General features: G+C 62.3%; 26 protein-coding genes, 1 tRNA gene and 1 riboswitch. Of the genes, 17 read left to right on the plus strand and 10 right to left on the minus strand.

The genetic code is table 11. The annotated features are described in order from the left end of the window. Positions 1-4: 4 nt before the first annotated feature. Together CGZ66_RS05215 and CGZ66_RS05220 are read right to left on the minus strand one after the other, a co-directional pair. Positions 5-664 carry a response regulator transcription factor gene (locus tag CGZ66_RS05215; RefSeq protein WP_095082229.1) on the minus strand — a complete coding sequence of 220 codons (660 nt, stop codon included), beginning with the start codon at positions 662-664 and terminating at the stop codon, positions 5-7. A gap of 122 nt (positions 665-786) precedes the next feature. Next, the gene (locus tag CGZ66_RS05220; RefSeq protein ID WP_095084259.1) at positions 787-1,215 is read right to left on the minus strand and encodes a hypothetical protein; all 429 of its coding nucleotides are present in this window, start codon (positions 1,213-1,215) and stop codon (positions 787-789) included. Positions 1,216-1,322: 107 nt separating this feature from the next. On the opposite strand from CGZ66_RS05220, the gene CGZ66_RS05225 reads away from it, so the two are divergent. Together CGZ66_RS05225 and CGZ66_RS05230 are read left to right on the plus strand one after the other, a co-directional pair. After that, on the plus strand, positions 1,323-1,673 hold the full coding sequence (locus tag CGZ66_RS05225; RefSeq protein WP_095082231.1) for a DUF952 domain-containing protein: 351 nt from the start codon (positions 1,323-1,325) through the stop codon (positions 1,671-1,673). After that, positions 1,670-2,749: a quinone-dependent dihydroorotate dehydrogenase gene (locus CGZ66_RS05230; RefSeq protein WP_095082233.1), complete on the plus strand. Its 1,080-nt coding sequence runs from the start codon at positions 1,670-1,672 to the stop codon at positions 2,747-2,749. The genes CGZ66_RS05225 and CGZ66_RS05230 overlap by 4 nt, the downstream gene beginning before the upstream one ends. On the opposite strand, the gene CGZ66_RS05235 is transcribed toward CGZ66_RS05230, so the two are convergent. After that, complete coding sequence (locus tag CGZ66_RS05235) at positions 2,742-4,082, minus strand: MATE family efflux transporter (RefSeq protein ID WP_095084260.1); 1,341 nt, start codon at positions 4,080-4,082, stop codon at positions 2,742-2,744. The genes CGZ66_RS05230 and CGZ66_RS05235 overlap by 8 nt on opposite strands. Before the next feature lie 132 nt (positions 4,083-4,214). On the opposite strand from CGZ66_RS05235, the gene CGZ66_RS05240 reads away from it, so the two are divergent. Further along, entirely contained in the window at positions 4,215-5,120 is a 906-nt protein-coding gene (locus CGZ66_RS05240) for a histone deacetylase family protein (RefSeq protein WP_095084261.1), read from the plus strand. A 55-nt stretch (positions 5,121-5,175) separates the two neighbouring features. Here CGZ66_RS05240 and CGZ66_RS05245 read toward each other — a convergent pair whose 3' ends face one another. Continuing rightward, complete coding sequence (locus CGZ66_RS05245) at positions 5,176-5,439, minus strand: DUF6460 domain-containing protein (protein WP_095082235.1); 264 nt, start codon at positions 5,437-5,439, stop codon at positions 5,176-5,178. Between the two features lie 592 nt (positions 5,440-6,031). Between CGZ66_RS05245 and CGZ66_RS05255 the strand changes: the two genes are divergently transcribed. The 7 genes from CGZ66_RS05255 (at position 6,032) to CGZ66_RS05285 (ending at position 12,507) form a co-directional block, all read left to right on the plus strand. Continuing rightward, on the plus strand, positions 6,032-6,433 hold the full coding sequence (locus tag CGZ66_RS05255) for a sensor histidine kinase (RefSeq protein ID WP_245331027.1): 402 nt from the start codon (positions 6,032-6,034) through the stop codon (positions 6,431-6,433). Positions 6,434-6,554: 121 nt separating this feature from the next. Beyond that, the gene (locus CGZ66_RS05260; protein WP_206073702.1) at positions 6,555-7,571 is read left to right on the plus strand and encodes a glycosyltransferase family 2 protein; all 1,017 of its coding nucleotides are present in this window, start codon (positions 6,555-6,557) and stop codon (positions 7,569-7,571) included. Then, entirely contained in the window at positions 7,564-8,265 is a 702-nt protein-coding gene (locus CGZ66_RS05265; RefSeq protein ID WP_095082237.1) for a class I SAM-dependent methyltransferase, read from the plus strand. The genes CGZ66_RS05260 and CGZ66_RS05265 overlap by 8 nt, the downstream gene beginning before the upstream one ends. Before the next feature lie 10 nt (positions 8,266-8,275). Further along, positions 8,276-8,719: a GtrA family protein gene (locus CGZ66_RS05270; protein WP_280952789.1), complete on the plus strand. Its 444-nt coding sequence runs from the start codon at positions 8,276-8,278 to the stop codon at positions 8,717-8,719. Positions 8,720-8,757: 38 nt separating this feature from the next. After that, positions 8,758-10,239, plus strand: a complete 1,482-nt coding sequence (locus CGZ66_RS05275) for a hypothetical protein (protein WP_095084263.1) — start codon at positions 8,758-8,760, stop codon at positions 10,237-10,239. Positions 10,240-10,450: 211 nt separating this feature from the next. After that, positions 10,451-12,340: an acyltransferase family protein gene (locus tag CGZ66_RS05280; protein WP_095082246.1), complete on the plus strand. Its 1,890-nt coding sequence runs from the start codon at positions 10,451-10,453 to the stop codon at positions 12,338-12,340. Positions 12,341-12,433: 93 nt separating this feature from the next. Then, positions 12,434-12,507: transfer RNA gene (locus CGZ66_RS05285), tRNA-Gly, on the plus strand. Here CGZ66_RS05285 and CGZ66_RS05290 read toward each other — a convergent pair. Beyond that, complete coding sequence (locus CGZ66_RS05290) at positions 12,496-12,747, minus strand: hypothetical protein (protein WP_095082249.1); 252 nt, start codon at positions 12,745-12,747, stop codon at positions 12,496-12,498. The genes CGZ66_RS05285 and CGZ66_RS05290 overlap by 12 nt on opposite strands. A gap of 138 nt (positions 12,748-12,885) precedes the next feature. Beyond that, on the minus strand, positions 12,886-13,875 hold the full coding sequence (locus tag CGZ66_RS05295) for a LysR family transcriptional regulator (RefSeq protein ID WP_095084264.1): 990 nt from the start codon (positions 13,873-13,875) through the stop codon (positions 12,886-12,888). Between the two features lie 311 nt (positions 13,876-14,186). Here CGZ66_RS05295 and chvE point away from each other — a divergent pair, with 311 nt between their 5' ends. The 5 genes from chvE to CGZ66_RS05320 all read left to right on the plus strand — a co-directional run bounded on the left by chvE (position 14,187) and on the right by CGZ66_RS05320 (position 19,854). Further along, positions 14,187-15,257, plus strand: coding sequence for a multiple monosaccharide ABC transporter substrate-binding protein (gene chvE, locus CGZ66_RS05300; RefSeq protein ID WP_095082253.1), 1,071 nt, complete (start codon positions 14,187-14,189; stop codon positions 15,255-15,257). A gap of 121 nt (positions 15,258-15,378) precedes the next feature. Beyond that, positions 15,379-16,911 (plus strand): multiple monosaccharide ABC transporter ATP-binding protein, encoded by a 1,533-nt coding sequence (gene mmsA / locus CGZ66_RS05305; RefSeq protein ID WP_095082258.1) that lies wholly within the window; start codon positions 15,379-15,381, stop codon positions 16,909-16,911. Beyond that, positions 16,908-18,200 (plus strand): multiple monosaccharide ABC transporter permease, encoded by a 1,293-nt coding sequence (gene mmsB / locus CGZ66_RS05310; protein ID WP_095082262.1) that lies wholly within the window; start codon positions 16,908-16,910, stop codon positions 18,198-18,200. The genes mmsA and mmsB overlap by 4 nt, the downstream gene beginning before the upstream one ends. Positions 18,201-18,392: 192 nt before the next feature. Further along, positions 18,393-19,385, plus strand: a complete 993-nt coding sequence (gene araD1 / locus CGZ66_RS05315) for an AraD1 family protein (protein WP_095082267.1) — start codon at positions 18,393-18,395, stop codon at positions 19,383-19,385. Between the two features lie 16 nt (positions 19,386-19,401). Further along, the gene (locus tag CGZ66_RS05320; RefSeq protein ID WP_095082269.1) at positions 19,402-19,854 is read left to right on the plus strand and encodes a hypothetical protein; all 453 of its coding nucleotides are present in this window, start codon (positions 19,402-19,404) and stop codon (positions 19,852-19,854) included. Positions 19,855-19,872: 18 nt separating this feature from the next. On the opposite strand, the gene CGZ66_RS05325 is transcribed toward CGZ66_RS05320, so the two are convergent. Together CGZ66_RS05325 and CGZ66_RS05330 are read right to left on the minus strand one after the other, a co-directional pair. Beyond that, on the minus strand, positions 19,873-20,646 hold the full coding sequence (locus tag CGZ66_RS05325) for an ABC transporter substrate-binding protein (RefSeq protein WP_095084265.1): 774 nt from the start codon (positions 20,644-20,646) through the stop codon (positions 19,873-19,875). Between the two features lie 100 nt (positions 20,647-20,746). After that, positions 20,747-21,841: a 2'-deoxycytidine 5'-triphosphate deaminase gene (locus tag CGZ66_RS05330; RefSeq protein ID WP_095082272.1), complete on the minus strand. Its 1,095-nt coding sequence runs from the start codon at positions 21,839-21,841 to the stop codon at positions 20,747-20,749. Positions 21,842-21,995: 154 nt separating this feature from the next. Next, positions 21,996-22,073, plus strand: a riboswitch (SAM riboswitch). A gap of 57 nt (positions 22,074-22,130) precedes the next feature. Between CGZ66_RS05330 and CGZ66_RS05335 the strand changes: the two genes are divergently transcribed. Then, positions 22,131-23,321 (plus strand): O-succinylhomoserine sulfhydrylase, encoded by a 1,191-nt coding sequence (locus CGZ66_RS05335; RefSeq protein WP_095082279.1) that lies wholly within the window; start codon positions 22,131-22,133, stop codon positions 23,319-23,321. Positions 23,322-23,335: 14 nt separating this feature from the next. On the opposite strand, the gene CGZ66_RS05340 is transcribed toward CGZ66_RS05335, so the two are convergent. After that, complete coding sequence (locus tag CGZ66_RS05340; protein ID WP_095082283.1) at positions 23,336-24,487, minus strand: ceramide glucosyltransferase; 1,152 nt, start codon at positions 24,485-24,487, stop codon at positions 23,336-23,338. Positions 24,488-24,710: 223 nt separating this feature from the next. Here CGZ66_RS05340 and apaG point away from each other — a divergent pair, with 223 nt between their 5' ends. Beyond that, positions 24,711-25,103 (plus strand): Co2+/Mg2+ efflux protein ApaG, encoded by a 393-nt coding sequence (apaG, locus tag CGZ66_RS05345; RefSeq protein WP_095084266.1) that lies wholly within the window; start codon positions 24,711-24,713, stop codon positions 25,101-25,103. Between the two features lie 42 nt (positions 25,104-25,145). On the opposite strand, the gene CGZ66_RS05350 is transcribed toward apaG, so the two are convergent. After that, positions 25,146-26,180, minus strand: a complete 1,035-nt coding sequence (locus CGZ66_RS05350; RefSeq protein WP_095082287.1) for an Hsp33 family molecular chaperone — start codon at positions 26,178-26,180, stop codon at positions 25,146-25,148. Positions 26,181-26,228: the final 48 nt, after the last annotated feature.

Here is a 26,228-nt window from a genome sequence, read left to right on the forward strand (position 1 = left end):
CGTGTCAGCCGGCCGGCTGCAGCGGGTCGCTGCCGATCTTGGACAGCAGGATCACTGCCTGGGTGCGGCTATCGACGCCGAGCTTCTGCAAGATAGCCGACACATGCGCCTTGATCGTCGCCTCGGAGACGCCGAGCTCATAGGCGATCTGCTTGTTGAGCAGGCCCTCGGCCAGCATGCCAAGGACGCGGGTCTGCTGCGGGGTCAGCGCCTGCAGGCGCTTGATCAGGTCGGAAATCTCGGGATCGCGCTCGACGCCGAGATCGATGCCGACGGGCGCGGCGATGTCGCCTGCAAGCACCGACTGCACGGCGTCGCGGATCTCCTCCATACTGGCCGACTTGGAGATGAAGCCCGAAGCGCCGAGATCGAGCGCACGCCTGATGGTCGCCGGATCGTCATGCGCCGAGACCACGACCAACGGCACCGCCGGATGGATGCCGCGAAGCGAGATCAGGCCGGAAAGGCCGCTGGCGCCCGGCATCGACAGATCTAACAGCACCAGATCGACATCTTCGTTGGCCACGACCAGCGCCTTGGCGCTCTCGAAATCACCGGCCTCGTGGATTGCCGCGACATTGCCTATGCCGGCGAGCGCTTCGCGCAGCGCACCGCGAAACAGCGGGTGGTCGTCGGCGATGACGAAAGAATAGCCTGACGGCAAATGTCCCTCCCCGAATCCCGATGGTTTTTTAGCTCTTTGCGGGACCAGTTGGACGATTATGAGGGGCTGCGCGCTGTTTTCAAGCGGCAAAGCCAGCGCGCCGCGTTTCCCTGTTCGAGCGCTCAGGTCTTCTGCGAGTTGAGCTCAGCGCCGTTGTCCTTGTCCATATCCTTGACGATGCCCATGAAGCCACGCAGGAAACGCTCCATGTAGCTCATCGTCTTGTTGAAATCCTCCTCGCTCGGCAATTGCGATTCGAGGCGGGCGGAGAGCGAATTCTCGAGCTTGGTGACGCGCTCGTCCATCGCCTTCATCGAGGTCTGGAGGCGGTCGACCTCGTCCTGGAAAGCGGCGCGTTCGTCGGCCGCCATCTTGCAGACGAGCTGACCGGAGCGTTCCTCGCAGATCGACATCGCACCGGTCTGCGTGTCCATGCGGACGTAGCCGTTATCAGACTTCTCCAGCCGGTAGCGATCGGTTTCTTCCGAATAAGCTGAAGCCGCGACCAGCGAAACGAGCGCGGCGGGGATCAAGATGTGCTGCAGACGCATGTTGTCCTCCATGGCCAAAGCCTGATTTATCGCATGTTTGCGCCGGAATTGGGGAAGACCCTTGGCGTGGTCTTTCCCGCGTGGCTGGTTCGGACTATAGCGCAACCATGTCTCAGTTTATCTACAAGATAACCCCGGAAGGGCCTTGGCGCGAGGCCGAAGCGATTGGCCGCTTCACCGGCGCGCAGATCGATGTCGCCGACGGCTTCATCCATTTCTCCACGGCAGGGCAGGTCAGGGGAACCGCGGCGAAGCATTTTGCCGGCCAGACCGGCCTCCTGCTGGTCGCCATCGACGGCTCGCGTCTGGGCGCCGCGCTGAAATACGAGGTCTCGCGCGGCGGCGCGCTGTTTCCGCATCTCTATGGCGTGCTGGACCTGAAAGCTGTCCTTTGGGTCCGACCGCTGCCGCTTGGCGCCGACGGTACCCACCTGTTCCCGGCACTGGAGGCCGAATGAGCGTGCTCGACAGGCTCGGCCAGAAACTGCTGTTCACATTCGATCCGGAAACCGCGCATGGCATGTCGATCGCGGCGCTGCGATGCGGCCTGCCGGTCGGCGCGCGGGCAACGCACGATGCGCGGCTGAAGGTGACGGTCTGCGGCCTCGATTTCCCCAACCCGCTCGGCATGGCGGCCGGCTATGACAAGAACGCCGAGGTGCCCGATGCGCTGCTTGGGCTCGGCTTTGGCTTTGCCGAGGTCGGCACGGTCACCCCGCTGCCGCAGGCCGGCAACCCGAAACCGCGCATCTTCCGGCTGACGGCGGATGAGGCGGTGATCAACCGGCTGGGCTTCAACAATGAAGGCCACGCGGCCGCCGAAAAGCGCCTCACCGCCCGCAAGGGGCGCGGCGGCATCGTCGGCGTCAACATCGGCGCCAACAAAGACAGTGCCGACCGCATCGGCGACTATGAGCGGGGCGTCGCCCGCTTTGCGCCCTACGCCAGCTATCTGACGGTCAACATCTCCTCGCCCAACACGCCAGGGCTGCGCAACATGCAGGCGCGCGAGCAGCTCGGCGAGCTTTTGTCACGCGTCGTGGCCGCGCGCGCCGCCGCAACGGCGCAGCCGCCAGTCTTCCTCAAGATCGCGCCGGACCTGCTCGAGGCCGAGCTGAAAGACATCGCCGCCGAGGTGACCGAGAAGCGGATCGACGGTGTCATCGTCTCCAACACCACCATCTCCCGGCCAGGGCTGCGCAGCGGCGACGCCGCGCGCGAGACAGGCGGGCTCTCCGGCAGACCACTGTTCGAACGCTCGACCATCGTGCTGGCCAGGATGCGCAAACTGCTCGGGCCAGAGCTCGCCATCATCGGCGTTGGCGGCGTCGATTCGACCGACGCGGCGCTGGAAAAGATCCGAGCCGGAGCCGATCTCGTCCAGCTCTATACCAGCATGATCTATGCCGGCCCCGCACTGCCGGGCCGGATCGTCGCCGGGATGGCACGCTTTGCCAAAACGGGGCGCTTCAGATCCATTCGCGATTTGCGCGACAGCCATCTCGATCAATGGGCGTCGAAACCGCTCAGCTGAACGCCGTCCGCAGTCGCAGCCGCAAAATCGTCAGCAGGCTGAAGCCCCGCGCCAGCAAGAAGACGTGCAACGCCGCCCACAGGCCATGGTTGCCGAAGGCAGGCGCCAAGGTGAGCAACGCGACTACAAAGACCAGGAACGACAGCAGCATCATGTTGCGCATGTCACGCGACCAGGTCGCGCCGATGAAGACGCCATCCATCTGGAATGCCAGCACGCCGCTCAACGCGGTGAACGCTGCCCATGGCAGGTAGATATCGGCCACTGAACGGACCTCCACCGACGTCGTCACGAGAGCAACCAGATTGGCGCCGGCCAGCAACAGCACCAGGGTCGTCGCGCCCGCCAGCCCGAACCCCCAAAACAAGGTGAGCCGCACGGCCTGCCGGAACGGTGTTGCCGCACGCGCGCCGACGGCACGGCCGGCCAGTTGTTCGGCGGCGGTGGCAAAGCCATCGAGGAAGTAGCCGGCAACGAGAAAGAAATTCATCAGGACGGCGTTGGCGGCCAGCGTCACCGTGCCGAACTGCGCACCCTGGCGGGTGAACAGTGCGAAGGCGGCCAGCAGCGAGAACGAACGGATCATGATGTCGCGGTTGAGCGACAGCATGCGCAGGAAGGCGGCCATGTCGAGCAGGCGGTGGCGTGGCAAGGACGGCGCCACCCGGAACCGGCGAACCACGATCGCCAGGCCGAGCAGCATGGCAAGGAACTCACCGGCGACGGTAGCCCAGGCGACGCCTGCCACGCCCCAGCCAAGCTTCAATCCAAGCAGGAAGCAGAGCGCGATGTTGATGCCGTTCAGCACCAATTGCAGCATCAGCCCGAGCCCGCCCTCGCCGCGCCCCAGGACATAGCCGAGGATGGCATAGTTGATCAGCGAGAAGGGGGCTGCGAGCATCCTGATGTGGATATAGACGGCCATTGCCTCGCTGACGCGCGGTTCGGCGCCCATGAACTTTTGCCCGGCGATGGCAACCAGCGGCGCAAGTGCGGCGAGCACGAAGCCGGCTACAACCGCGATCAGCACGGCGCGCCAGAAGACCGCCTGTTCCTCCAGTTCGTCGCCGCGCCCGAAGGCCTGGGCGACGAGGCCGGTGGTACCCGAGCGCAGGAAATTGAAGGTGGTGAAGACGACGTCGAAAACAAGTGCGCCTGCCGCCAGGCCGCCGAGCAAGGCGGCGTCGCCGAACTGGCCGACAACCGCAGTGTCGACCAGGCCAAGCATAGGTGTCGTCAGATAGGCAAGCGTCATCGGCACCGCGATGGCGAGCACGGACCGGTTGGTGACGACAAAGTATCTGGCGTCGGCTGAGGTTGCACCCTTGTCCAAAGGATTGCTGCCTTGCTGATTGCGGCTTGATCGAACAGCCGGTGTGCCCCATTTTGCCGGCATCGCGCAATCACCCATCCCGTGACGGCCAACCGAATCCCCGGTCTGGCGCGAGCCCGCCGGACCGAGTTCATGCCCCTACAGATCGTCCACCATCCCGACTACGACGCCGGCTTCGCCGTCAATCATCGCTTTCCGATGAGCAAGTATCCGCTGCTGATGGACGCCTTGCGCGCACGCGGTCTGGCCGGGCCCGGCGCGCTCAACATCGCCGAACCGGCGCCGGCATCATGGCTGAAACTTGCCCACGCGGCGGAGTATGTCGACCAGGTCATCAACTGCTCGGTGCCTGAAAAAATCGAGCGCGAGATCGGTTTTCCGGTTGGCCCACGTGTCTCCTTGCGCGCACAGCTTGCCACCGGCGGCACGGTACTGGCGGCGCGGCTCGCCTTGCGCCACGGCATCGCCTGCAACACCGCCGGCGGCAGCCATCACGCGCGGCGCGCGCAAGGCGCCGGCTTCTGCACCTTCAACGATGTCGCTGTCGCCGCGCTGGTCCTGCTTGCCGAGGGCGCCGCACAAAACATCCTGGTCGTCGATCTCGACGTGCATCAAGGCGACGGCACGGCCGACATTCTCGCGGGCGATCCGCGCGTGTTCAGCTTTTCCATGCATGGCGACCGCAACTACCCTGCGCGCAAGATCGCCTCCGACCTCGATGTCGCGCTGTCCGACGGCACAGGTGACGCTGCCTATGTCGAAAGGCTCGCCGCCATCCTGCCGGAATTGTCGGCCCAAGCGCATTGGGACATCGTCTTCTACAATGCCGGCGTCGACGTCCATGCCGAGGACAGGCTTGGACGGCTGTCGCTATCGGATGACGGCCTGCGCGCCCGCGACGACATGGTGATCCGCCATTTTCGCACGCTGGGCATTCCCGTCTGCGGCGTCATCGGTGGCGGTTATTCAACCGATGTGGCAACGCTCGCCGCTCGCCACGCCATCCTGTTCGAGGTGGCGTCAAGCTATATCAGATAATCCTTTTACGCATGATCTTGTCCGAAAACCGGTTCCCACTTTTCAGGATCATGCTCTACTTCCGGTAGCTGGCGATCCTGAGCAGGATGAAGGCAGGGACGACGATCGCCGCACCCAGCAGGATGTAGCCGAGAAAGCGATCGATGGCGTGGAAGCCGAGATTCCAGAGATCGGTAAAGAACTTCCGGATGCCATAGAACACGTCCATCGGCGACCAGCCGAAGGCATTCATGACCAGGCCGACGAGGAACGACACCACCAGCAGCTTCAGGATCACCCTGAGCGGCGAGTCGCCGAGAAAGCGCGTCAATGCGGACAAGGCCCGTCGTCTCCCGATTGAGGTGCCCAGACTCGAGGGCGTCGGCCCAGACATACGCACTTGGCTTCCCGGCTTCAAGCCGACAGGTTTGCCTGGATAGCCTAGGCCTTGGGCGAGACAGAGCGCGGCCCTGTCGTGCGAATGATACTGATCGAGCCCATGCCGGTTTGCTAAGAATCGGTAAACAGCACCTATCTAATTTGTTGAAAATAAACCGAAAAATCTTCATTTTTCGATTTCTCGCAATGTGCGTGCAATTTTCGCCTGCGAGATAATCCACGTCTTTCAGGCAGAGGTTGCGCGAAAGATCCGGTCACCCACCACGACTGCCTTGCGTCAGTTCCCGTGACCAGCGCGACCGTTCCCGGCGAGACAAGTGAGCGGCAGCGCGACCGTCCCAATGGTCAGGCTCCCAAGAGATCAACCTGCGTATCGTCGGATGCGCGTGCGTGTTGGAGTAGTGCAATGTCCCCCCAAGCAATGATGCTGCTGACGGCAAGTGCGCTTGCCATGTGCCTGAACGGCTCGGCAATGGCTGCCGATCTTGCGCCGGCCTACAACGATCCTCCCGCCTTTCAGTGGAGCGGCGCCTATGTCGGCGTACATGGCGGCACGGCATTCACTGGGATGCCGAACCCGTTTCGAGCCCTCGCCCGACGAGGCCCATGTCGAGGTCAACGTTTTGCAAATCGAGGGGGCGCTCGCAAATCTCGTGCGCAATGCCATCGACCATGGCGGCGGCAGCGGCACGATCACCATAGCCATCGACGAGTCCGGCGGCGTCGAAGTGCGCGATGAAGGCCCGGGAATTCCGGCGGAAGAGCACGAGAATGTCTTCGAACCCTTCTACCGCTTGCACCCGCAGTCGCGCGGGGCGGGACTGGGTTTGAACCTTGCCCGCCAGATCGCGTTGCTGCACAATGGCACCATTCGGATATTGACCGGGCCCTGGCGGGGCGCCCGCATTCGCATGGAACTGCAGGTTCGGCCGTGATTTTAGCGGCTGTTGGCAGAAGGGCAGGCCAACCAAAGGCTGTGGCCGCTGGTTTATCTGTTTTCTAACCAATTCCCGCTATTGCAATTCCAATAGCGGGAGCAAGGGGCTTTTGGTGGAGATGGAGAAAAACGCGCGAAGCGCCGTCATGTTGTCGGTGGTCGTCCCATGCTACAATGAGCTGGATGGGGTGGCCGAACTTCATCGACGGGTGACGGATACATGCCTGGAACAGGGCTCCTCCTATGAGATCGTCCTTGTCATCGACGGCGCGACTGACGGCACGCGCGAGGCCATTTTCCAATTGGCCGAAAAGGACGACCATGTCGTCGCCATCGACCTTGCCCGCAACTACGGCCACCAGATCGCCTTGAGCGCTGGGCTCGAATTCTGCCGCGGCCAGCGCATTCTCATTCTCGACGCCGACCTGCAGGATCCGCCTGAGCTGCTCGGCGCCATGATGGCGAAGATGAATGAAGGCTTCGATGTCGTTTACGGCCAGCGGCAGAGCCGCGACGGGGAAAGCTGGTTCAAGCTCGCCTCCGCCTCGATGTTCTACCGCTTGCTCCGCCGCATGGTCGATGTCGAGATCGCTTCGAATTCAGGGGATTTCCGGTTGATGAGCCGCCGCGCGCTCGACCATCTGAACGCGATGCCCGAACGCTACAGGTTCATTCGCGGCATGGTGAGCTGGATCGGGCTGAAACAGGTGGCCTTCCCCTATGAAAGACACCGGCGCTTTGCCGGCACCACCCACTATCCCCTGAAGAAGATGGTTCTTCTGGCGGTCGACGCGATGACCAGCTTTTCCATCGCGCCACTGAGGTTCGCCTCGCTGCTCGGAATGCTGTTCGGGCTTCTTGGGCTGGTTGTGCTCTGCTACACCCTCATCGAATGGTCGGTCGGAAACGTGTTGCCCGGCTGGACCAGCCTTGCCGCGATCGTGCTGATCCTGGGCAGCGTCCAGCTGATGGTGCTTGGTATTTTCGGCGAGTATCTCGGACGCATGTACATGGAGACAAAGCGGCGGCCGCTTTACTTCGTCAATGAGATCGTTTCGCGCAGCCGGGCTGTCAGCGACAAGGATCTGCCTGTCCACCGCCTGCAGAAGATGGCAAAGAGGGCCGCACGTGCTTGAGGCGGAGTTCGACCAGTTTGCGCGGGAATACCAGGAACAGCATGCCGCGAGCATAAAGCTGAGCGGTGAAACGCCGGACTTCTTCGCCAGGTACAAGATCGACGACATCGCCGCGACGCTGCGGCGGGCCGGCGTGACACCGCGACGAATACTCGATTTCGGCGCCGGTGTCGGCAATTCGCTCGGCCATATGCGCAACGCCTTTCCCGACAGCGAGATCACCTTGCTCGATCCTTCGCGGGAATCGCTCGATATCGCCAGCAAGCGCTTTCCCGGCCAGGCTGCCTTCACGCATTTCGACGGCGAGACAATTCCCTTCGCCGACGGCAGCTTCGACTTGGCCTTCGCGGCTTGCGTCTTCCACCACATTCCCGAGGATCTGCAGATCGGACTGCTCGCGGAGATCGGCAGGGTGCTGGCCGAAGGCGGCAGCTTCTTTGTTTTCGAGCACAATCCGTGGAACCCGCTGACCACGCACGCGGTGCGAAATTGCGCCTTCGACGAGAATGCGGTCTTGATAAATGCGCGCGAGATGCGCAGGCGCATGGCCGCGGCGGGTCTAGCCAAAACCCGGATCGTCTATCGGATTTTCTTTCCCCGGCTGCTAGCGAGGCTGAGGCCATTCGAGCGTTTCCTCACCAAGATACCTGTCGGAGCCCAATATTTTGCGCATGCGGTCAAACCTGCCATTTGACTATCCGAGGATGCTGCGATTTGGCGCCGTGGGTCTGTTGAACACGGCGCTGGGATACGCGGTCATTCTGACTGGGCTTGCGCTGGGTCTTGGCGACATCCTCGCCAACGCCACGGGCTATGCCGCCGGCCTAGTGCTCGGCTTCTTCCTCAACCGCCAATGGACCTTCACACGAGTCGATGGCTTCCGGTCAGGTACGCTGTTGCGGTATGGGGGGGTCTTCCTGGTCGCCTACAGCATCAATCTAGCAGTCGTGATCGCCGCCCGCTCAGCAGGCATCACCGAAAGCCCTCTGGTTCACCTCGCGGGAATCTGCGTCTATTCGATCGTCTTCTACTTCGGTTCGGCTCACTTCGTGTTTGTGGGGCGCGGAGGTCGCGGAGACGACAAAGCCGACCGGAACCTTCCGGTGACCGATGGGCCTCGGCGGATGCCGACCAGTCGAATTCCTTGAACCAAACTGTCATCGCAAACGATCAAAGGCGGCGCACCATGGACAACGCCCAGGCCAGTGTGGAGGCCGCAACGGATGACGAGCGGATCCGCCTGACATTCTGCCTGTTCACGGCCTGTGTCGCGGCGGCGTTGATGGTTGCCTTTGCCAATTCCGTCCTGCAGGATCCCGACAGTTGGTGGCAGGTAAAGGTCGGGCTGGATTTCCTGGCAAACCGGACATTTCCGACGACCGACCCTTACTCCTACACTTTTGCCGGCCAGCCATGGATCGCCAAGGAGTGGCTGGGGCAGGTCCTGCTGGCTCTTGCCTACCGGGCCGGAGGCTGGAACGGCGTGGTCACGCTGATCATCGCCACGATTTCCCTGACGGTTTTCCTGATGGGGTGGTTTCTGAGCACATGGCTGAAGCCGATCCTGGCGGTTACGGTGGCCTTTGTCGCGGCGGTCGCGATCGGCCCGATCTATACCGGGCGCCCACATATCTTCACCCTGCCGATCATCGTCATCTGGACGGCGGTGCTCTTTCGTGCGGCAAGGGAAGAACGGGAGCCGCCCTGGTGGCTGCTTGTGCTGGTTGTGTTGTGGGCGAACCTGCACGCGACCTTCACGCTGGGCTTCGTCATCGCAGCTTTCGCCGGTCTTGATCTGCTGACGCGCACAGGTTTCTCGAAACCGACCCTCGTGGCGAAATGGATCGCATTCGGTCTGCTTTGTCCGCTGGTCAGCCTGATCCACCCCTACGGTGTCCACGCCATCCTGGCGACCTTCGCCGTGGCCTATGGCAATGAGGCGGTATCGTTGATCGTGGAATGGCGACCGTTCAATGTGCAGGATTCACCTCTCCAGGAAGTTGTGATGCTGCTGGCGCTGTTCGGGCTGCTGGTGTCGCGGGTGCGAATTGGCTGGGCCAAGGCGTTGTTCATCGTCTTCACCTTGCATATCTTTCTCGCCCATCTGCGTTTCATGTATTTGTTTTTCCTCCTGGTCCCGTTGGTGACCGTGATGGAGGTCGCGCAGCAGTATCCCTCGCTGTCGGTCACCGCATGGCTGTCTGAAAAGCGCGACGGACTGGAAAATTTCGTCGCCAGGCGGTTCTACGCGATTTGCGGCGCGGCAGCTGTTTTTCTGATCGGCGCGGCTGCCGTGTTAGGTAGCGTCTATCAGGTCGCACCGAGCCCGAATACGTCGGCCAGCGGGGCGCTGGCATTCGCCGAAAGCCATCATCTGTCCGGCAACGTGCTGAATTCCTACAATTTCGGTGGCACGCTGATTTTCCACGGGATCAAGACCTATATCGACGGTCGGACGGACCAGCTGTTCCTGGGCGGTTTCACAAAAGCCGATGACGAGACGGGACACAGCAACGGCAAGCCGCTCCTCGAAGCCCAGTTGAAGAAATACGCGATAGGCTGGGCGCTGGTTGCAGCCGACGACAATCGCATTCCCTTCTTCGACCAACTGGGCTGGAAGCGGGCCTATTCGGACGATCATGCGGTGATCTACCTGCCCGGCGCTTGAACCGCGGCGCCGGCGCGCACCAGCTTCGCCGGCATTCGAACTGGCATATGCCTTGACACTCATGTTGCGGTGCAGCAAAGTTGCACCGCAGAGGATAGGCATGTGGGACCGACGAGCCGGAATTTTTTGCACGAGCGGGACATCGCCGTATGAGCGGCGTCTTGAACTCGCGGAGCCAAAGCCTCCGGCCGCGGCGCGCGAGCCTGCCCGGATGAACTACAGGCGCGACATCGATGGCCTTCGGGCCGTGGCGGTGCTGCCCGTCCTGCTCTTCCACTTCGGCGTCTCCGCCATTCCCGGCGGCTTCACCGGCGTCGACATCTTCTTCGTCATATCGGGCTATCTGATCAGCGGCAGCCTGCTCGACGATCTCGAGCGCGGCGAGTTTTCGATCGGTCGCTTCTATTGGCGCCGTGCACGGCGCATCCTGCCGGCGCTGATCTTCGTCATCCTGCTCGCCAGCATTGCCGCCTGGTTCATCCTGCTGCCGTCGGACCTGCACGAATTCAGCTTTAGCGTGATCGCCGCCTCGACCTTCTGGTCGAACATCTATTTCTGGAAGACGACGAACTATTTCTCCATCGATGCCGAACTGCGGCCACTGCTTCACACCTGGTCGCTTTCTGTCGAAGAGCAGTATTATATCTTCGCGCCGATCCTGCTCTATTTGATCTACCGATATGTCTCGAAGCGCTGGCTGACGGTACTGCTGCCGATCGCCATCGGCAGCTTTGCCGTGGCGGTCATGGCAACGTCGCTGGCGCCGACCGCCGGCTTCTATCTGTTGCCGACGCGCCTCTGGGAACTGGCGCTTGGCGCCATGCTGATGCTGAAAAAGCCACCGGCACTTGCCAGCCGGCCGGCGATGGAACTGATCGGCCTCGCCGGCTTTGCCTTGATCGCCTTCGGTTTTCTAACGATTTCAGAGAGCGATCCGTTTCCGGGCTACAATGCCTTGTTCCCCTGCATCGGAACCGCCCTGCTCATCTATGCGGGTCATGATCATCCCGGCGCCGACAGGCCGGCACCTGTTGCGACCCGCGTCCTTCGGTTTGCGCCGCTGGTCTGGGTTGGCCTCATTTCCTATTCGCTCTACCTCGTTCACTGGCCGATCAATTCGTTCGTCCACTATCTCTCGCTGAAGGCCATCGGCGTGCCGACGGTCATCGCGATGATGGTGGCCAGTTTCGCCCTGGCGACATTTTCCTGGAAGTATGTCGAGCAGCCTTTTCGCCGGAAACGGGCGTTCACCGCCCCCCTGCCGATCTTCGCCTTTTCGGCGACGGCGATCGCCCTACTCTGTGTCGGCGGCTTGGCCGGCGCGCTGGGTCGTGGTTTTCCGCAACGGTTCCCGGACTTCTCAACGGAGCCGATCCGGGTCGGCGACTGGCGCAACGGCGTCTGCTTCAACGAAGGGGCCGGCATCGACACCTGGAAGCTCGCCGACTGCACGCGCACGCAGGGCTTTGCCACCAACGTGCTTTTGTGGGGCGATTCCTTCGCCGCCCACTATGTTTCGGGACTCGACGCCAATGCCCAGAAAATCCAGGCCAATGTCATCCAGTACACCTATGCCGGCTGCCCGCCCGACCTCACCTATTTTTCCTATGCCCGGCCAAGCTGTACGCTTTTCAACGAACGGGCCCTGTCGATTATCCGCGACGCCAACATCCGGGCGGTGATCCTGAGCGGCCGATGGACCGACTACCAGGTCAGGGGCTTCGATGGCCTGCAAAAAACGATCGATCGGCTTCGCGACATGGGCGTCAAGGTCTATGTCATCGGCCAGTCACCGGAATTCATCGCCGACGTCCAGAAAATCGCTTTCTTCGCAAGACGGGAGCATGCCGGGAATACGTCCTGGCCGACGGCCATGGATCCGGGCATCAACAAGCGGGTGCTGCCGTTCGCCAAAGGGGCGACATTCATAGATCCGCTGGCATATCTGTGCGATGCGGCCGGCTGTTCGTACGCCGATGCCGACAGCAAGCAATTTCTCTATTTCGATTATGGTCACTTCTCTTCCGCCGGCGCGACACTGGCCATCTCAAAGTACTGGCCAAGCTTTGCCGCCGGCAACAAACTCGCCAGGGCAAGATAGCGATCGCAGGTCGATACGCATCGCCGCAGCTTGCGGTGTAAAAGCCGCTTTGCGATTGCCCGAAGGCCAACCCGCATGGTAACGAGGGATCGCGCGGGTATGATGTAATGGTAGCTTGTCAGCTTCCCAAGCTGAACGCGAGGGTTCGATTCCCTCTACCCGCTCCAGCCCATGGCGCCAGAAACAAATTCGGCGCCCGCCTGTTCGTCGAACACAACCGAGCAGCCTCGTGCAAGTGCTACCGTTGCAAGCGCGTTTGCCACCACGTCATCCGATGAGACGAAATCGCCGGTCAGTACCCGCAATTCTTCCACGCCTTCAGCCATCGACACGAAATTCCCGACCGATCGTTCGTGCTTGCAGGCCTCGACTACGCAAAGCAGGTCGATCATTTCGAAGCTGCGCATGTTCAGCCTCCTGAAGAAACATCCCTTGCAGAGGTATGAACGCATCGGCAGGAGATAATGTTCCCGGCTTGCGGTTCGCCAGAGCGGCTCTTTCGTGTGCTTTACGTGCCCGATCGAACTCGACGCCTGGCCGAGCCGTCATCCCACCTCTCGCAGGATGAAGTCGTGCAGCATCTTGGCGGCCGGCGACAGCACACGGTTCTTCACCGTAATCAGGCTGTAGGGCCTGACCTCGATGTCGAATTCGGTCTGGACGACGTCGATGGCGCCGGCCAGCCCGTCGGGATTCTGGATGAATTTCGCCACCTGGACCGATACCGGTGCAATCGCATCGGAATGTGCGACCATGACCAGGGTCAAGAGCAGCGAGCTGGTGTTGAGGATACGGTCCGGCAAAGCGATGTTGCGGTTGAGGAAATTGCTCTCCATCGCCTGGCGCAAAGGCGACCCGCCCGACTGGAAAACCCAGTCGTAGGCTGCGGTGTCCTCCAGCCGCACCGCCTCGCCCTTGGTGAGCGGATGGCCCCTGCGCACGATCAGGCAGGCCTTCTCGACGCCGATCACGCGCGACTCGAACAGCCGTGGATTGAGATCGTCAGGGATGCGCGCGATGATGAAATCATGGCGCGTTGCGATCAATTCGCGTGCCAGCACGTTGGAGGTCTCGACCTGCATGGTGATCTCTATGCGCGGATAGATGCGGCGGATTTCGCGAATCGCCGGCACCGCCAGCTCGATCGCCGGTGCGGTCACAGCGCCGAGGAACACCGAGCCGCCTTTGCCCGCCTTGAGTTCGGAAATTTCGCGGTCGACCTCGCGCATTTCCAGGAGGATCGAGCGCGCGCGCCTGGACAATGCCTTGCCGAAAGGCGTCAAGGTGATACCGCGCGGCAGCCTTTCGCACAGCTTGACCTCCAGCACGGCCTCCATTTCGCTGATCATGCGCGAAGCCGCCGGCTGAGAAATATTCATAACCTGGGCTGCCGCGCTCACCCGGCCATGGTCGTCGAGCGCGACGATCATACGCATGTGACGCAAGCTGAGGCCACTGCGCAGCAAGGTTTCGCCGTCGCCCGGCATCTCTCTGTAACCATTTGAAATCGCATTCGGATTCCTTAGCGCCGCCATAGCCTCTCCTTGCTTCTGCTCGCAGGCGGCCAGCGGTCGCGCCAGCCGTCTCGCCTCGATAGCATATACCAATATTGATATAGCAATCATCAAAGATCGCATTTGACAGTTATGGCAAAGGATCACAACCTTCGCGCGTTCCGAGACGCGACGGTCGCAGACGAGAAAAATCGTATCGATTGAAATCAGCGCCTCGGGGCCATGGGAGGATACCGGAGATCGATATGACGGCAGCAGTGCCTTGGCGCTTCTGCACGATTGCGCGGCCCGCGACCCCCGGGGTGCCGCGTCCATCAACCAGGGAGAGTTAAGTGAAAATCATCAAGACGTTAGTCGCCGCCTTGGCGGTCAGCATCGCGGCCATGTCGGCCACCGCCTACGCAGCCGACAAAGGCCTCGTCGGCGTGCTGATGCCCACCAAGACCTCGCAGCGCTGGATCAATGACGGCGACGCCGTCAAGTCCCAGCTCGAGGCTCTGGGCTACACCGTCGACCTGCAATATGCGCAGGACGACATTCCAAACCAGCTCAGCCAGCTGGAAAATGAAATCACCAAGGGCCCGAAGGCGCTGATCATCGCCTCGATCGACGGCACCACCCTGTCGGACGCGCTGCAGAAGGCCGCTGACGCCGGCGTCGTCGTCGTCGCCTATGACCGCCTGATCAAGAAGACCGCCAATGTCGACTACTACACGACCTTCGACAATTTCGGCGTCGGCGTCATCCAGGCGAATTCGCTGGTCAAGGGTCTCAAGGAGCGTTTCCCGAACACCAAGCCCTGGAACGTCGAACTGTTCGGCGGCTCGCCAGACGACAACAACGCCTTTTTCTTTTACAATGGCGCTATCTCCGTCCTGCAGCCACTGATCGACGACGGCTCGATCAAGATCAAGTCCGGCCAGACCGGCATGGACAAGGTCGGCACCCTGCGCTGGCTGGCGGCAACCGCCCAGGCTCGCATGGACAATCTGCTCTCGGCCAACTACTCGGACGGCAGCCGTGTCGATGGCGTTCTGTCGCCCTATGACGGCCTGTCGCGTGGTATCACCGCATCGCTGCGCGCTGTCGGCTACGGCACGGACGCTCAGCCCTGGCCGATCGTGACCGGTCAGGACGCCGAGACCGCCTCGGTCAAGCTGATCATCTCGGGCGAGCAGTACTCGACCGTGTTCAAGGACACCCGCGAACTGGCCAAGTCGACCGTTGAGCTCGTCGACAAGGTGCTCTCGGGTGGCAAGCCGGACGCCCTCGACACCAAGACCTACAACAACGACGTCAAGGTCGTTCCCTCGATCCTCTTGACGCCGCATGAGGTCGACAAGTCGAACTACCAGGCCCTGGTGGTCGACTCCGGCTACATCAAGGCTGATGACCTGAAGTAATTCGGTCACAAATCGAGGGGTCCTGCGCAACGCAGGGCCCCTTTTCGTTCACCAGCAGGCCCGGTATTGTTACCGACCTCGCCGGCAGTGTTTGCCGACCTCTCAGGGAGCGGTAGTCCCAATGGCCTCGACGATTTTGGAGATGCGCGACATCACCAAGACGTTCCCCGGCGTGAAGGCGCTGTCGAACGTCAACCTCAGCGTCGAGGAAGGCGAGATCCACGCCGTGGTCGGCGAGAACGGCGCCGGCAAGTCGACGCTGATGAAGGTGCTGTCCGGCGTCTATGCGTCCGGCACCTATGATGGCGCGATCGTCTACCGTGGCGAGGAATGCCATTTCAAGGGCATTCACGACAGCGAACACAAGGGCATCGTCATCATCCACCAGGAGCTTGCGCTGGTGCCGATGCTGTCGATCGCCGAAAACATTTTCCTTGGCAACGAACACGCCAGATTTGGCATCATCGACTGGAATGCCAACGAGACACGTACCAGCGCCTTGCTGAAGAAGGTGGGCCTCAAGGAGGACCCCAAGACGCTGATCACCAATATCGGCGTCGGCAAGCAGCAACTGGTCGAGATCGCCAAGGCGCTCAGCAAGGAAGTGCAACTGCTGATCCTCGACGAGCCGACCGCGAGCCTGTCCGAAAAAGACAGCCAGGCGCTGCTCGACCTGCTGCTCGAATTCAAGCGGCAAGGCATCACCTCGATCCTGATCTCGCACAAGCTCAACGAGGTGAACCGGGTCGCCGACAAGGTCACCATCATCCGCGACGGACGGACCATCGAAACACTTGCCAAGAAAGACATCTCGGAGGACCGCATCATCACCTCGATGGTCGGTCGTTCGCTCGACGACCGCTATCCGCCGCGCGAGCCCAAGATCGGCGAGGTGGTGCTCCAAGTGAAGAACTGGTCGGTCTATCACCCGATCCATGCCGAGCGGCAAGTGATCAAGGGCATCGATATCAATGTCCGCAAGGGTGAGGTGGTCGGCATCGCCGGGCTGATGGGCGCCGGACGCACCGAATTCGCGATGAGCCTGTTCGGCCGCTCCTATGGCCGCCGCATCACTGGCGAGGTGCTGCTCAAGGGCAAGCCGATCGATGTCTCGTCGGTGAGCAAGGCGGTGGAACACGGCATTGCCTACGTCACCGAGGACCGCAAGACCTACGGTCTCAATCTCATCGATCACATCAAGCACAACATCACGCTGGCCAACCTGCCCGGCGTGTCGCGCCACGCCGTGATCGACGACCTGCGCGAACTTGCCGTCGCCAATGACTACAAGGCCAAGACCAACATCCGCTCGTCCAGCGTCTATCAGATGACCGGCAATCTGTCGGGCGGCAATCAACAGAAGGTGGTGCTGTCGAAATGGCTGTTCGCCAATCCGGAAGTGCTGATTCTCGACGAGCCGACGCGCGGCATCGACGTCGGCGCCAAATATGAAATCTACACTATCATCGCCCGCCTCGCCTCCGAGGGTAAGGCGATCATCGTCATCTCGTCGGAGATGCCAGAACTGCTCGGCATCACCGACCGCATCTACGTCATGAACGAAGGCCGCATCGTCGGCGAAATGACGGCGAGCGACGCCAGCCAGGAAAAGATCATGCGCGCCATCGTTCGGGGAGAAGGAAAAGCATCATGACCACCGAAAGCGCTCCCGCGCCGAAAAGCGGCGTCGCCGAAGATGTGCAGCAGGGGCCGCGTGTGGCCGTCTCGGCGCTGATCACGAATCTGCGCGAATACGGCCTGATCCTGGCGCTGATCGCCATCATGGTGTTCTTCCAGTTCACCACGTCCGGCACGCTCTTCAAGCCGGTGAACCTGAGCAATTTGGTGCAGCAGAACAGCTTCATCATCGTGATGGCGCTGGGTATGCTTCTGGTGATCGTTTCGGGCCATATCGACCTCAGCGTCGGCTCCGTCGCCGGTTTCATCGGCGCGCTGGCGGCAATGATGATGGTCATCTGGCCGCTTGGCCCCCTCAGCAATCCGCTGGTTGTGTCGATCATCTGCCTCATCATCGGCGGCGGCATCGGCGCGGCCCAAGGCTACTGGATTGCCTATCACCGAATACCGAGCTTCATCGTGACGCTGGCCGGGATGCTGATCTTCCGCGGCATCTGCCAGGCGCTGCTAGGTGGCGGGTCGTCCGTTGGGCCGCTTCCAGATGGCTTCAAGGCGCTCAGTTCCGGCTTCATTCCGGACGTGATCGGCCCCTTGACGCTGATCCCGCCGACGGTGAACGCCGCCGGCAAGACCATCATCGGCAGCGGCCTGACGCTGCACATGACGACGATCCTGATCGGCGTCGTCGCCGTGCTCGCCTATGCGTATTTCGGGCTCAAGGCACGGCGCACGCGCGAGCAGCACGGCTACGAAGCCGAACCTTTCACGCTGTTTGTCATCAAGACCCTGGTGACCAGCGCGCTGGCGCTGTTCCTGGTCTACCAGTTCGCCAGCTACAGGGGCCTGCCGATCGTTCTCATGGTGATGGGCGTGCTGATCGCACTGTTCGTGTTCGTCACCAAACGCATGACGATCGGCCGGCGCATCTACGCAATGGGCGGCAATGCCAAGGCGGCACAGCTATCGGGCATCAAGACCGAGCGACTGACCCTGATGGTGTTCGTCAATATGGGCGTGCTGTCGGCGCTTGGCGGCCTGATCATCGCGGCGCGCCTTGGGCAGGCGGTGCCGGCGGCAGGCCTTGGCAGCGAGCTTGACGTCATCGCCGCAGTGTTCATTGGCGGCGCCTCGGCGATGGGTGGTGTCGGCCAGGTCATCGGCGCGGTGGTCGGCGGCTTCATCATGGGCGTGATGAACAACGGCATGTCGATCATGGGCGTCAACGTCGACTGGCAGCAGGTGGTGAAAGGCCTGGTGCTGCTCGGCGCGGTGGTGTTCGACGTCTACAACAAGAACAAGGGCTGAGGGAACCAGGAAGGCATACGGGTCACATCGCGGCGCTGCCCGGCGGCACGAAAAGAAGTCCCTGAGGGACCAGGCTCGCGAGCGCAATCCGAATGGAGCATTTCACCCGTGGCATGGACGAGGTCCTGGCCGCGCTGGGCAAGGTTTGCCGTCCCGGCAGCCCCTGCCAAGGCAAATGAGAGAGGATTCATCATGCTGATCTCCCAGATTCTCGATGACGCCGAGACCATCCGCGTCGTTGCCCGCAACGGCGGCAAGACCCGGATCATCAACGGCGCGCGCAGCGTTTATTCGCTGGCGATGGAGGCCGCCCGCACCGGCGTCGGGCTCGTCGCGCTGATCGAACGCAAGGGGCTTGGCGAGACAATCGATCTCGATGCCGCCTACAAGAAGGGGCGGCTGCTGTCGCCGATCAACCACCCCGATCCGGCGCACCTGCATCTGACCGGCACCGGACTGACGCATCTCGGCTCGGCCGCGACACGCGATTCCATGCACAAGAAGCTCGGCGCCGACGGCGAGGAACAGCTGACCGATTCCATGAAGATGTTCCGCATGGGGCTGGAGGGCGGCAAGCCGGCGAAAGGCCAGATCGGCGTGCAGCCGGAATGGTTCTACAAGGGCAACGGCACGATGGCGGTGGCGCCAGGCGCCGCACTGCTGTCGCCGGCTTTCGCCAAGGACGCCGGCGAAGAGCCGGAAGTGGCCGGCATTTACGTCATCGGCGACGACGGCGCGCCGTTCCGTGTCGGCTTCACGCTGTCGAACGAGTTTTCCGACCACGTCACCGAGCGCGTGAACTATCTGTTCCTGGCCCACTCCAAGCTGCGCAACGCCTCATTCGGGCCGGAAATATTGATCGGCGACTTGCCCTCCGACATCCGCGGCAGCTCGCGCATCTATCGCGACAACGAGGTGCTGTGGGAAAAGCCGTTCCTGTCAGGCGAAGCGAACATGTCGCACACCATAGCCAATCTCGAACACCACCACTTCAAATATGCGGCTTTCCGCCAGCCGGGCGACGTGCATGTGCATATGTTCGGAACGGCGACGCTATCCTTCGCCGACGGCATCAAGACCGAGGCCGGCGATCTGTTCGAAATCGAGGCCAAGGATTTTGGCCTGCCGCTGCGCAACCCACTCGAGATCGAGCAACCGGTGAAGGTGGCGGTGAAGGCGCTTTGAGATAGCGGAGTGGAAAATGAACAGAATGCGGCTTGTCATTTTGTTCGCGGGCCTAGCCCTGTTCCTGGTCCAGCCGCCATCGGTCGCCTTTAGCGCTGGTCAGTGCAGCGCGAAGTCCTACCGTGAAGCCCACTCGGCGATGACGAAGCGTCTTCTGGCAACTGGTTATTCGAAAGCACAAGTAGGCTTTCTGATGAGCAATACGGATCGTATAACGTCCGCGCTTCGCAGCGACAGGCTGAACGACAATGCCAGTGCCTGCGGTATCGACTCCGCCAGGGCCCATATTCTCGGTTGCCTCGACAAGCAGTTGTTTCCTTTGAAGTCTGGCTCAAGCGCCTCGCTCGATGAGGAGAAACCGACCAGAGGATTTTGGGGCAGGAAACGCTTGGCCGTACGCGAACTGCTCTTTGTCGGCCAATTTCATGGCTGTCTGGGCGCCGCGAAAGAGCATCTCTTTCGCGGCTGACCCGGACGGGGTTCAACCTCAATAAATATCGAAGTCGAAGTACTTGGCCTGGATCTTCTTGTAGGTACCGTCGGCGACGATGGCGTCTATTGCCGCATTGAGCTTGTCGCGCAGCGCGGTGTCTTCCAGGCGAACGGCAATGCCGGCCTGGGTCTCCGTGCCCTTGACGTCACCGACCAGCTTGCAGCAGCCGTCGCTTGCCTTCTTCAACCAGTCCACCAGCACGAACTTGTCAGAGATGACGGCATCGAGACGGCCGTTCGTCAGATCGGTGATCGCCTCTTCCTGGGTCGGGTAGAGTTTCGCCTCCGCGCCAGCCTTGCCATAGACATTCTGGGCATAGTCGGCCTGCGTGGTCGAGGCCTGGGCGCCGACCGTCTTGCCGGCAAGGGCCGCCGGTTCGGTCGAGGTGAGTTCGGTATCCTTCGGCGCCACCAGCGCGAGCGGAGTCGTATAGTATTTGTTGGTGAAGGAGACCTGCTTCTTGCGTTCCTCGGTGATGCTCATCGAGGCGATGATGGCATCGAATTTCTTGGCCTGCAGGGCGGGGATGATGCCGTCCCAGTCCTGGGTGACGATCTCGCACTCGACCTTCATCTGCGCACACAGCGCATTGGCGATGTCGATATCGAAGCCGACGACCTTGCCGTCCGGGGTGATGGTGTTGAACGGCGGATAGGCACCCTCGGTGCCGATCTTCAGTTTCTCAGCAGCCTGCGCCGACAGAGAGCCGGCCGCCATCAGCAACACGGCAGCACCTGCTGCCGATATGATCCATTTTGAAATCCGCATTTTCTTGGTTCCCCTTGAACGCCGCCAGCTTGGCGGCCAGAAAGCCAGCCAAGCATGACGAGCCATCGCAGGCAAGTGTATTGCCCGACGGGAATTGGGTTCAGCGCGCTGGGCGGAAATGCTTGGACAGCTTCAGGCCTTGCGCCTGGTAGTTGGAGCCGAGATCCGTGCCGTAGAGCGCCTGCGGCCGCTTCAGCATATGCTCGTAGACCAGCCGGCCGACGATCTGGCCATGGTCGAGGATGAACGGCACTTCGTGGCTGCGCACTTCGAGCACTGCGCGACTGCCGGTGCCGCCGGACGCCGAATGGCCGAAACCCGGATCGAAGAAGCCGGCATAGTGGACGCGGAACTCGCCGACCAGCGGATCGAACGGTGTCATCTCGGCGGCGTAGAGCGGCGGCACATGCACCGCTTCCTGGCTGACGAGGATGTAGAATTCATCGGGATCGAGCACCAGTTCGCCGGCGCCGCTCTTGTGGATCGGCTCCCAGAAGTCGACGACCTCTTGTGCCGCGCGCTTGTCGACATCGACGAGACCGGTGTGATGCTTGCCGCGATAGCCGACCAGGCCGTTCTGATCGCCGTTGAGATCGATCGACAGTGCGATGCCGCCGCCGGAAATGTTCGGCGGCTCGGTTGCGACCAGCATCTCGGCGCGATGCAGGTCATGCAGCTCGGCTTCCGAGAGCAGTGCATTGCCGGTGCGGAAACGGATCTGGGACAGACGCGAACCGGTACGCACGACGATCGGAAAGGTGCGCGGGCTGACCTCGAGATAGAGTGGGCCGTGATAGCCGGCGGCGATCTTGTCGAACTCGTGGCCGCGATCGGTCATGACGCGGGTGAAGATGTCGAGCCGCCCGGTCGAACTCTTCGGATTGGCCGAGGCCGAAATGTCCGCCGGCAATGCCAGGCTTTCAAGCAAGGGCACGATATAGACGCAGCCGGTCTCCAGCACCGCGCCCTCGGCAAGATTGATCTCGTGCAGCTGCAGCCGGTCGAGCTTTTCCGAAACCTTGTGGTTGGGGCCCGGCAGGAACGAGGCCCGCACCCGCCAGGCCTTGTCGCCGAGCCGCAGATCCAGGCTCGCCGGCTGGATCTGATCGGCATCGAACGCGCGCGCCGACTTCAGCGCACCGGACTGGAACAGCGCCGAAATGTCCTGATCGGGAAGAATGCCTGTCTGCCGCAAGGCTCCACTCCTAGGCCAGGCGATTCTTGGGGCCAGGCGATTTTCTGTTCGCAGGTTCTTGCCGCAAAACCGTGGAACACTGCTGCGGAACCTGCTTGGTACAACCTCTTAATGAAGCCGGCAATTGACGCAAGCGTGGCGCGGGTCTAAAGGGTCGTTATCCCGTGGTGATTTGGCCGGTCGGCTTGCAGCCACGTTAAACAAGTCGCTAAAGGACCGTCGGGCCGCAAGGCCGTATGGACCGGTTGCGACTTTCGCGGCCGGTTTTTTTGTGTCTGGAACAAAAGCGATGAGCACCAAGAAGCGTAACTGGAAGCCTCAAACGACACTCGTGCATAGCGGAACCCTGCGTTCCGGTTTCGGCGAAACCTCCGAGGCGATGTACCTGACCCAGGGCTATGTCTACGAAACGGCGCAGGCCGCCGAAGCCCGCTTCAAGGGCGAGGAGCCGGGATTCATCTACTCGCGCTACGCCAACCCGACCGTCGACATGTTCGAAAAGCGCATGTGCGCGCTCGAAGGCGCCGAGGACGCGCGCGCCACCGCGTCCGGCATGGCCGCGGTGACGGCCGCGCTGTTGTGCAGCGCCAAGGCCGGCGATCATATCGTGGCAGCACGGGCGCTGTTCGGCTCCTGCCGCTGGGTGGTCGAGACGCTGGCGCCGAAATATGGCATCGAGGCGACGCTGGTCGACGGCACCGACATCGCCAACTGGGAAAAAGCGGTCAAGCCGAACACCAAGCTGTTCTTTCTGGAAAGCCCGACCAACCCGACGCTGGAAGTGGTCGATATCGCCGCGGTTGCCGCGCTTGCCAATTCGATCGGTGCGCGGCTGATCGTCGACAATGTCTTTGCCACGCCCCTGCAGCAGAAGCCGCTGCAGCTCGGTGCGCACATCGTCGTCTACTCGGCGACCAAGCATATTGACGGCCAGGGCCGCTGTCTCGGCGGCGTCATCCTGTCGGACAAGAAGTGGATCGACGAGAACCTGCACGACTATTTCCGCCACACCGGCCCCAGCCTGTCGCCGTTCAATGCCTGGACGCTGCTGAAGGGGCTGGAGACGCTGCCGCTGCGCGTGCGCCAGCAAACGGAAAGCGCCGGCAGGATCGCGGATTTCCTGGCCGAGCGGCCCGAAATCGCCCGCGTCATCTATCCCGGCCGTGCCGACCACCCACAGGCGGCCATCGTCAAGAAGCAGATGTCGGGCGGCTCGACGCTGATCTGCCTGGACGTCAAGGGAGGCAAGCAGGCGGCCTTCGCCTTGCAGAATGCCCTCGACATCGTGCTTATCTCCAACAATCTCGGCGACGCCAAGAGCCTGATCACCCATCCGGCGACGACGACGCACAAGAATCTGAGCGACGAGGCGCGTGCCGAACTCGGCATCGGGCCGGGCACGCTCAGGCTGTCGGTCGGCCTGGAGGATACCGACGATCTTCTGGAAGACATCGAACAGGCGCTGAAGTCGGCCAAGTAAAAGGCCTTTGGCCATCAGGCGCCGGACGGCGTCTCTTCCAACTCGGCGGCCTTGGTGCCGATGGTCATCGCGTTGCCGCGCCAGTCGACGGCGCCACCCAGCCAGCCGCGCGCCCACATCGCCGGCAGGATCAGGTCGCGCATCATGATCGCCGCGACCATGCGCGGCGACAGGTACCAGCCCTTGGACCAGGCCAGGGCGCATTCCGGAAGGTAGAAGGCCGCCAGCACGGCAATGGCGGTTGCCCAGAGGCTGACGCCGGCGCTTGCCGCCGCCAACAGCGCGAGTGCCAGCGGCACCACTGCCCCGGTCAGGATTTCGGGTGCGAAAAACCATGGGAAGGTGACGCGGCGCAGGCGCGCCCAACGGGCCTGACGCGACCAGATCTCGTCAAAGGTGCGCCGGCCGAGTGGTTGCTCGAAGGGCGCGGCGACGAGATTGACGCGCAGGCCAAGGCCATTGACCAGCTTGGTCGCGGCAGCATCCTCGGCGATCTCGGCGGCGAGCGCACGGATGCCACCACTGGCGTCGAGCATCGGCTTGTTCCAGAGCATGCTCTTGCCCTGGGCAAAGCCGAGGCCAAGCGCCTCGCCAGCATATTGCCAGCGCGCTTGCAGCGTGTTGAGGAAAGCGCACTCGACCTCGGCCCAGAAGCCAGCGGGCCGCGAGCCTATCGGCGTCGAGCAGACAAGGCCGGTGTCGGGCCGCCATGCAGCCATCAGGTGCTGCACGTAGTCTCTCGGCATCAACACGTTGGAATCGGCCAGGACAACCCAATCGTGGCGCGCTGCCTCCCAACCCTTGACGCAATTGTTGAGTTTCGGATTGGCGCTGATGCGGTCGTCGCCGATCAGCAGCCGCGCCGGCACCTTGGGAGAACGGGCGATGGCGGCACGGATCAGCCTGACCACCGGATCGTCGGCATGGGCGACGCAAAAGACCAGTTCATAGCGTGGCCAGTCGAGCGAGAGGGCGCGCTCCAGCGTCTCCTGCGTGAACGGCTCGACGCCACGCGATGGCACGATAATCGACACCGGCCGCGGCTTGCCGGCCGGCGGCGCGATGGTGCGGTGGCGCTTCAGACGCGAAGCGGCGAGCAGGATGCTGGCGAGGTTTGAAAGGATGAGAGTGACCGAAAGCGAGGCGGCTATGAGGGTGAGTTCCATCGAGACCTGGCCACTCCAGAAAAGACGGCCCGCGTGATGGCCGTTTTCAACAGTTCGACAGAGCGCCGAGTCGCCCGCTTCGTGCACACCACCATTGTCATGTGTCACTTAAATGACATTCTTTGTCGGCACCTGCCTTTCAGGCCGGGCGCGACAAGACGCGCACGTTGACCTGCTCGCCCGGAGCGAGGACAGTTCGACCTGGATTGTTTTGGAGCCGCTTATGTACCGCGCCGTGACGCGCAACATCGAAGTGCAGGTCAGGCCGTTCTATCTGGAGGACCGCTCAGACCCCTCGGAGAACCGCTATGTCTGGGGCTATCAGATAACGATCGACAACCAGTCGGATGAGTTCGTGCAGCTGTTGTCGCGCTATTGGCACATCACCGACGGCACCGGACGGGTCGAGGAGGTGCGCGGTCCCGGCGTCGTCGGCGACCAGCCCGAACTCAACCCCGGCGACAGCTATCAATACACGTCCGGTTGCCCGCTTTCGACACCGTCCGGCATCATGGTCGGGCACTACACGATGCGAAACAAGCGGGGCGAGACGTTCGACATCGCCATCCCCGCCTTCTCGCTCGATCTGCCGGGGACGCGGCGGACGGTGAATTAGCTTCGCCTCACCGGCCGCCAAGCAGCCGGTGAGGCGCGTTCTCTACTGGGTCGCCGCAAATTCCGCCGGATCGAAGTCATATTGCTTCGAGCAGAATTCGCAGGCGACGTGGATGCCGCCGTCTTCGGTGCTGTCCTTGATCTCCTGCGCCGAGAAGCCCTCGAGGATGCCACGGATCTTGTCCCTCGAGCATGAGCACTGGTCGGCGACCGGTACGCCGCCGAAGACGCGCACGCCATGCTCGTGGAACAGCCTGTACAGCAGCCGCTCGGCGCCGATCGTCGGGTCGATCAGTTCGGTCGGCTCGATGGTGCCGAGCAATGCCAGCAGTTCCTGCCACGAATTGTCGGCCGGATCGTGGATCTCCTCGCGCGGATCGCCATCGCCGCCCGGCAGGTCCGGAACGCGCATGCGCTCGGGCGACTGCGGCAGGAACTGCGCCAGGATGCCACCGGCACGCCACTGCTCGCGAGCACCGCCGACGCCAGGCGTCAGCAGCTTGGCCACCGAAAGCCTGATATCGGTCGGAATCTGCTCCGACTGGCGGAAATAGGTGCGGGCCGCGTCTTCCAGCGTTTCGCCATCGAGCTGGACGATACCCTGATAGCGCTGCGTGTGAGCACCCTGGTCGATGGTCAGCGCAAGCACGCCGCTGCCGAGCAGCGTCTGCTGAGACGTTTCGCCGGCCGCGACCAGCGCCTCCAGCCGGTCGGCATCGAAGCGGGCATAGGCGCGCAGTGCCGAGGGCGTGGAAAAATCCGCCACCAGCATGTCGACCGGCCCGTCGGTGCGGGTCTGCAGGATGAACTTGCCCTCGAACTTCAGCGAGGTGCCGAGCAGCACCGTCAGCACGCAGGCTTCCGCCAGCAGGTGGGCGACCGGCTCGGGATAGTCGTGACGGCTGAGGATGGCGTCGAGCATCGGCCCGAGCTGGACGGTGCGGCCGCGCACATCGAGAGGGCCGACCTCGAAGGGCACGACGTGATCGTCGCCGGCGTAGCCGAATTCGCCGAGTTTGGGGTGATGTTCAGTCACTTGATAGGTTTCCAACATGACAATGCTCCAGGGCGCGGCCATGCCGCCCTGGAGGGCGCATGCTTCGAAACGCGCTTGATTTGCGTGATG

It is taken from the genome of Mesorhizobium sophorae, from assembly GCF_002270415.1.
In the GTDB taxonomy this organism is placed as follows: domain Bacteria; phylum Pseudomonadota; class Alphaproteobacteria; order Rhizobiales; family Rhizobiaceae; genus Mesorhizobium; species Mesorhizobium sophorae.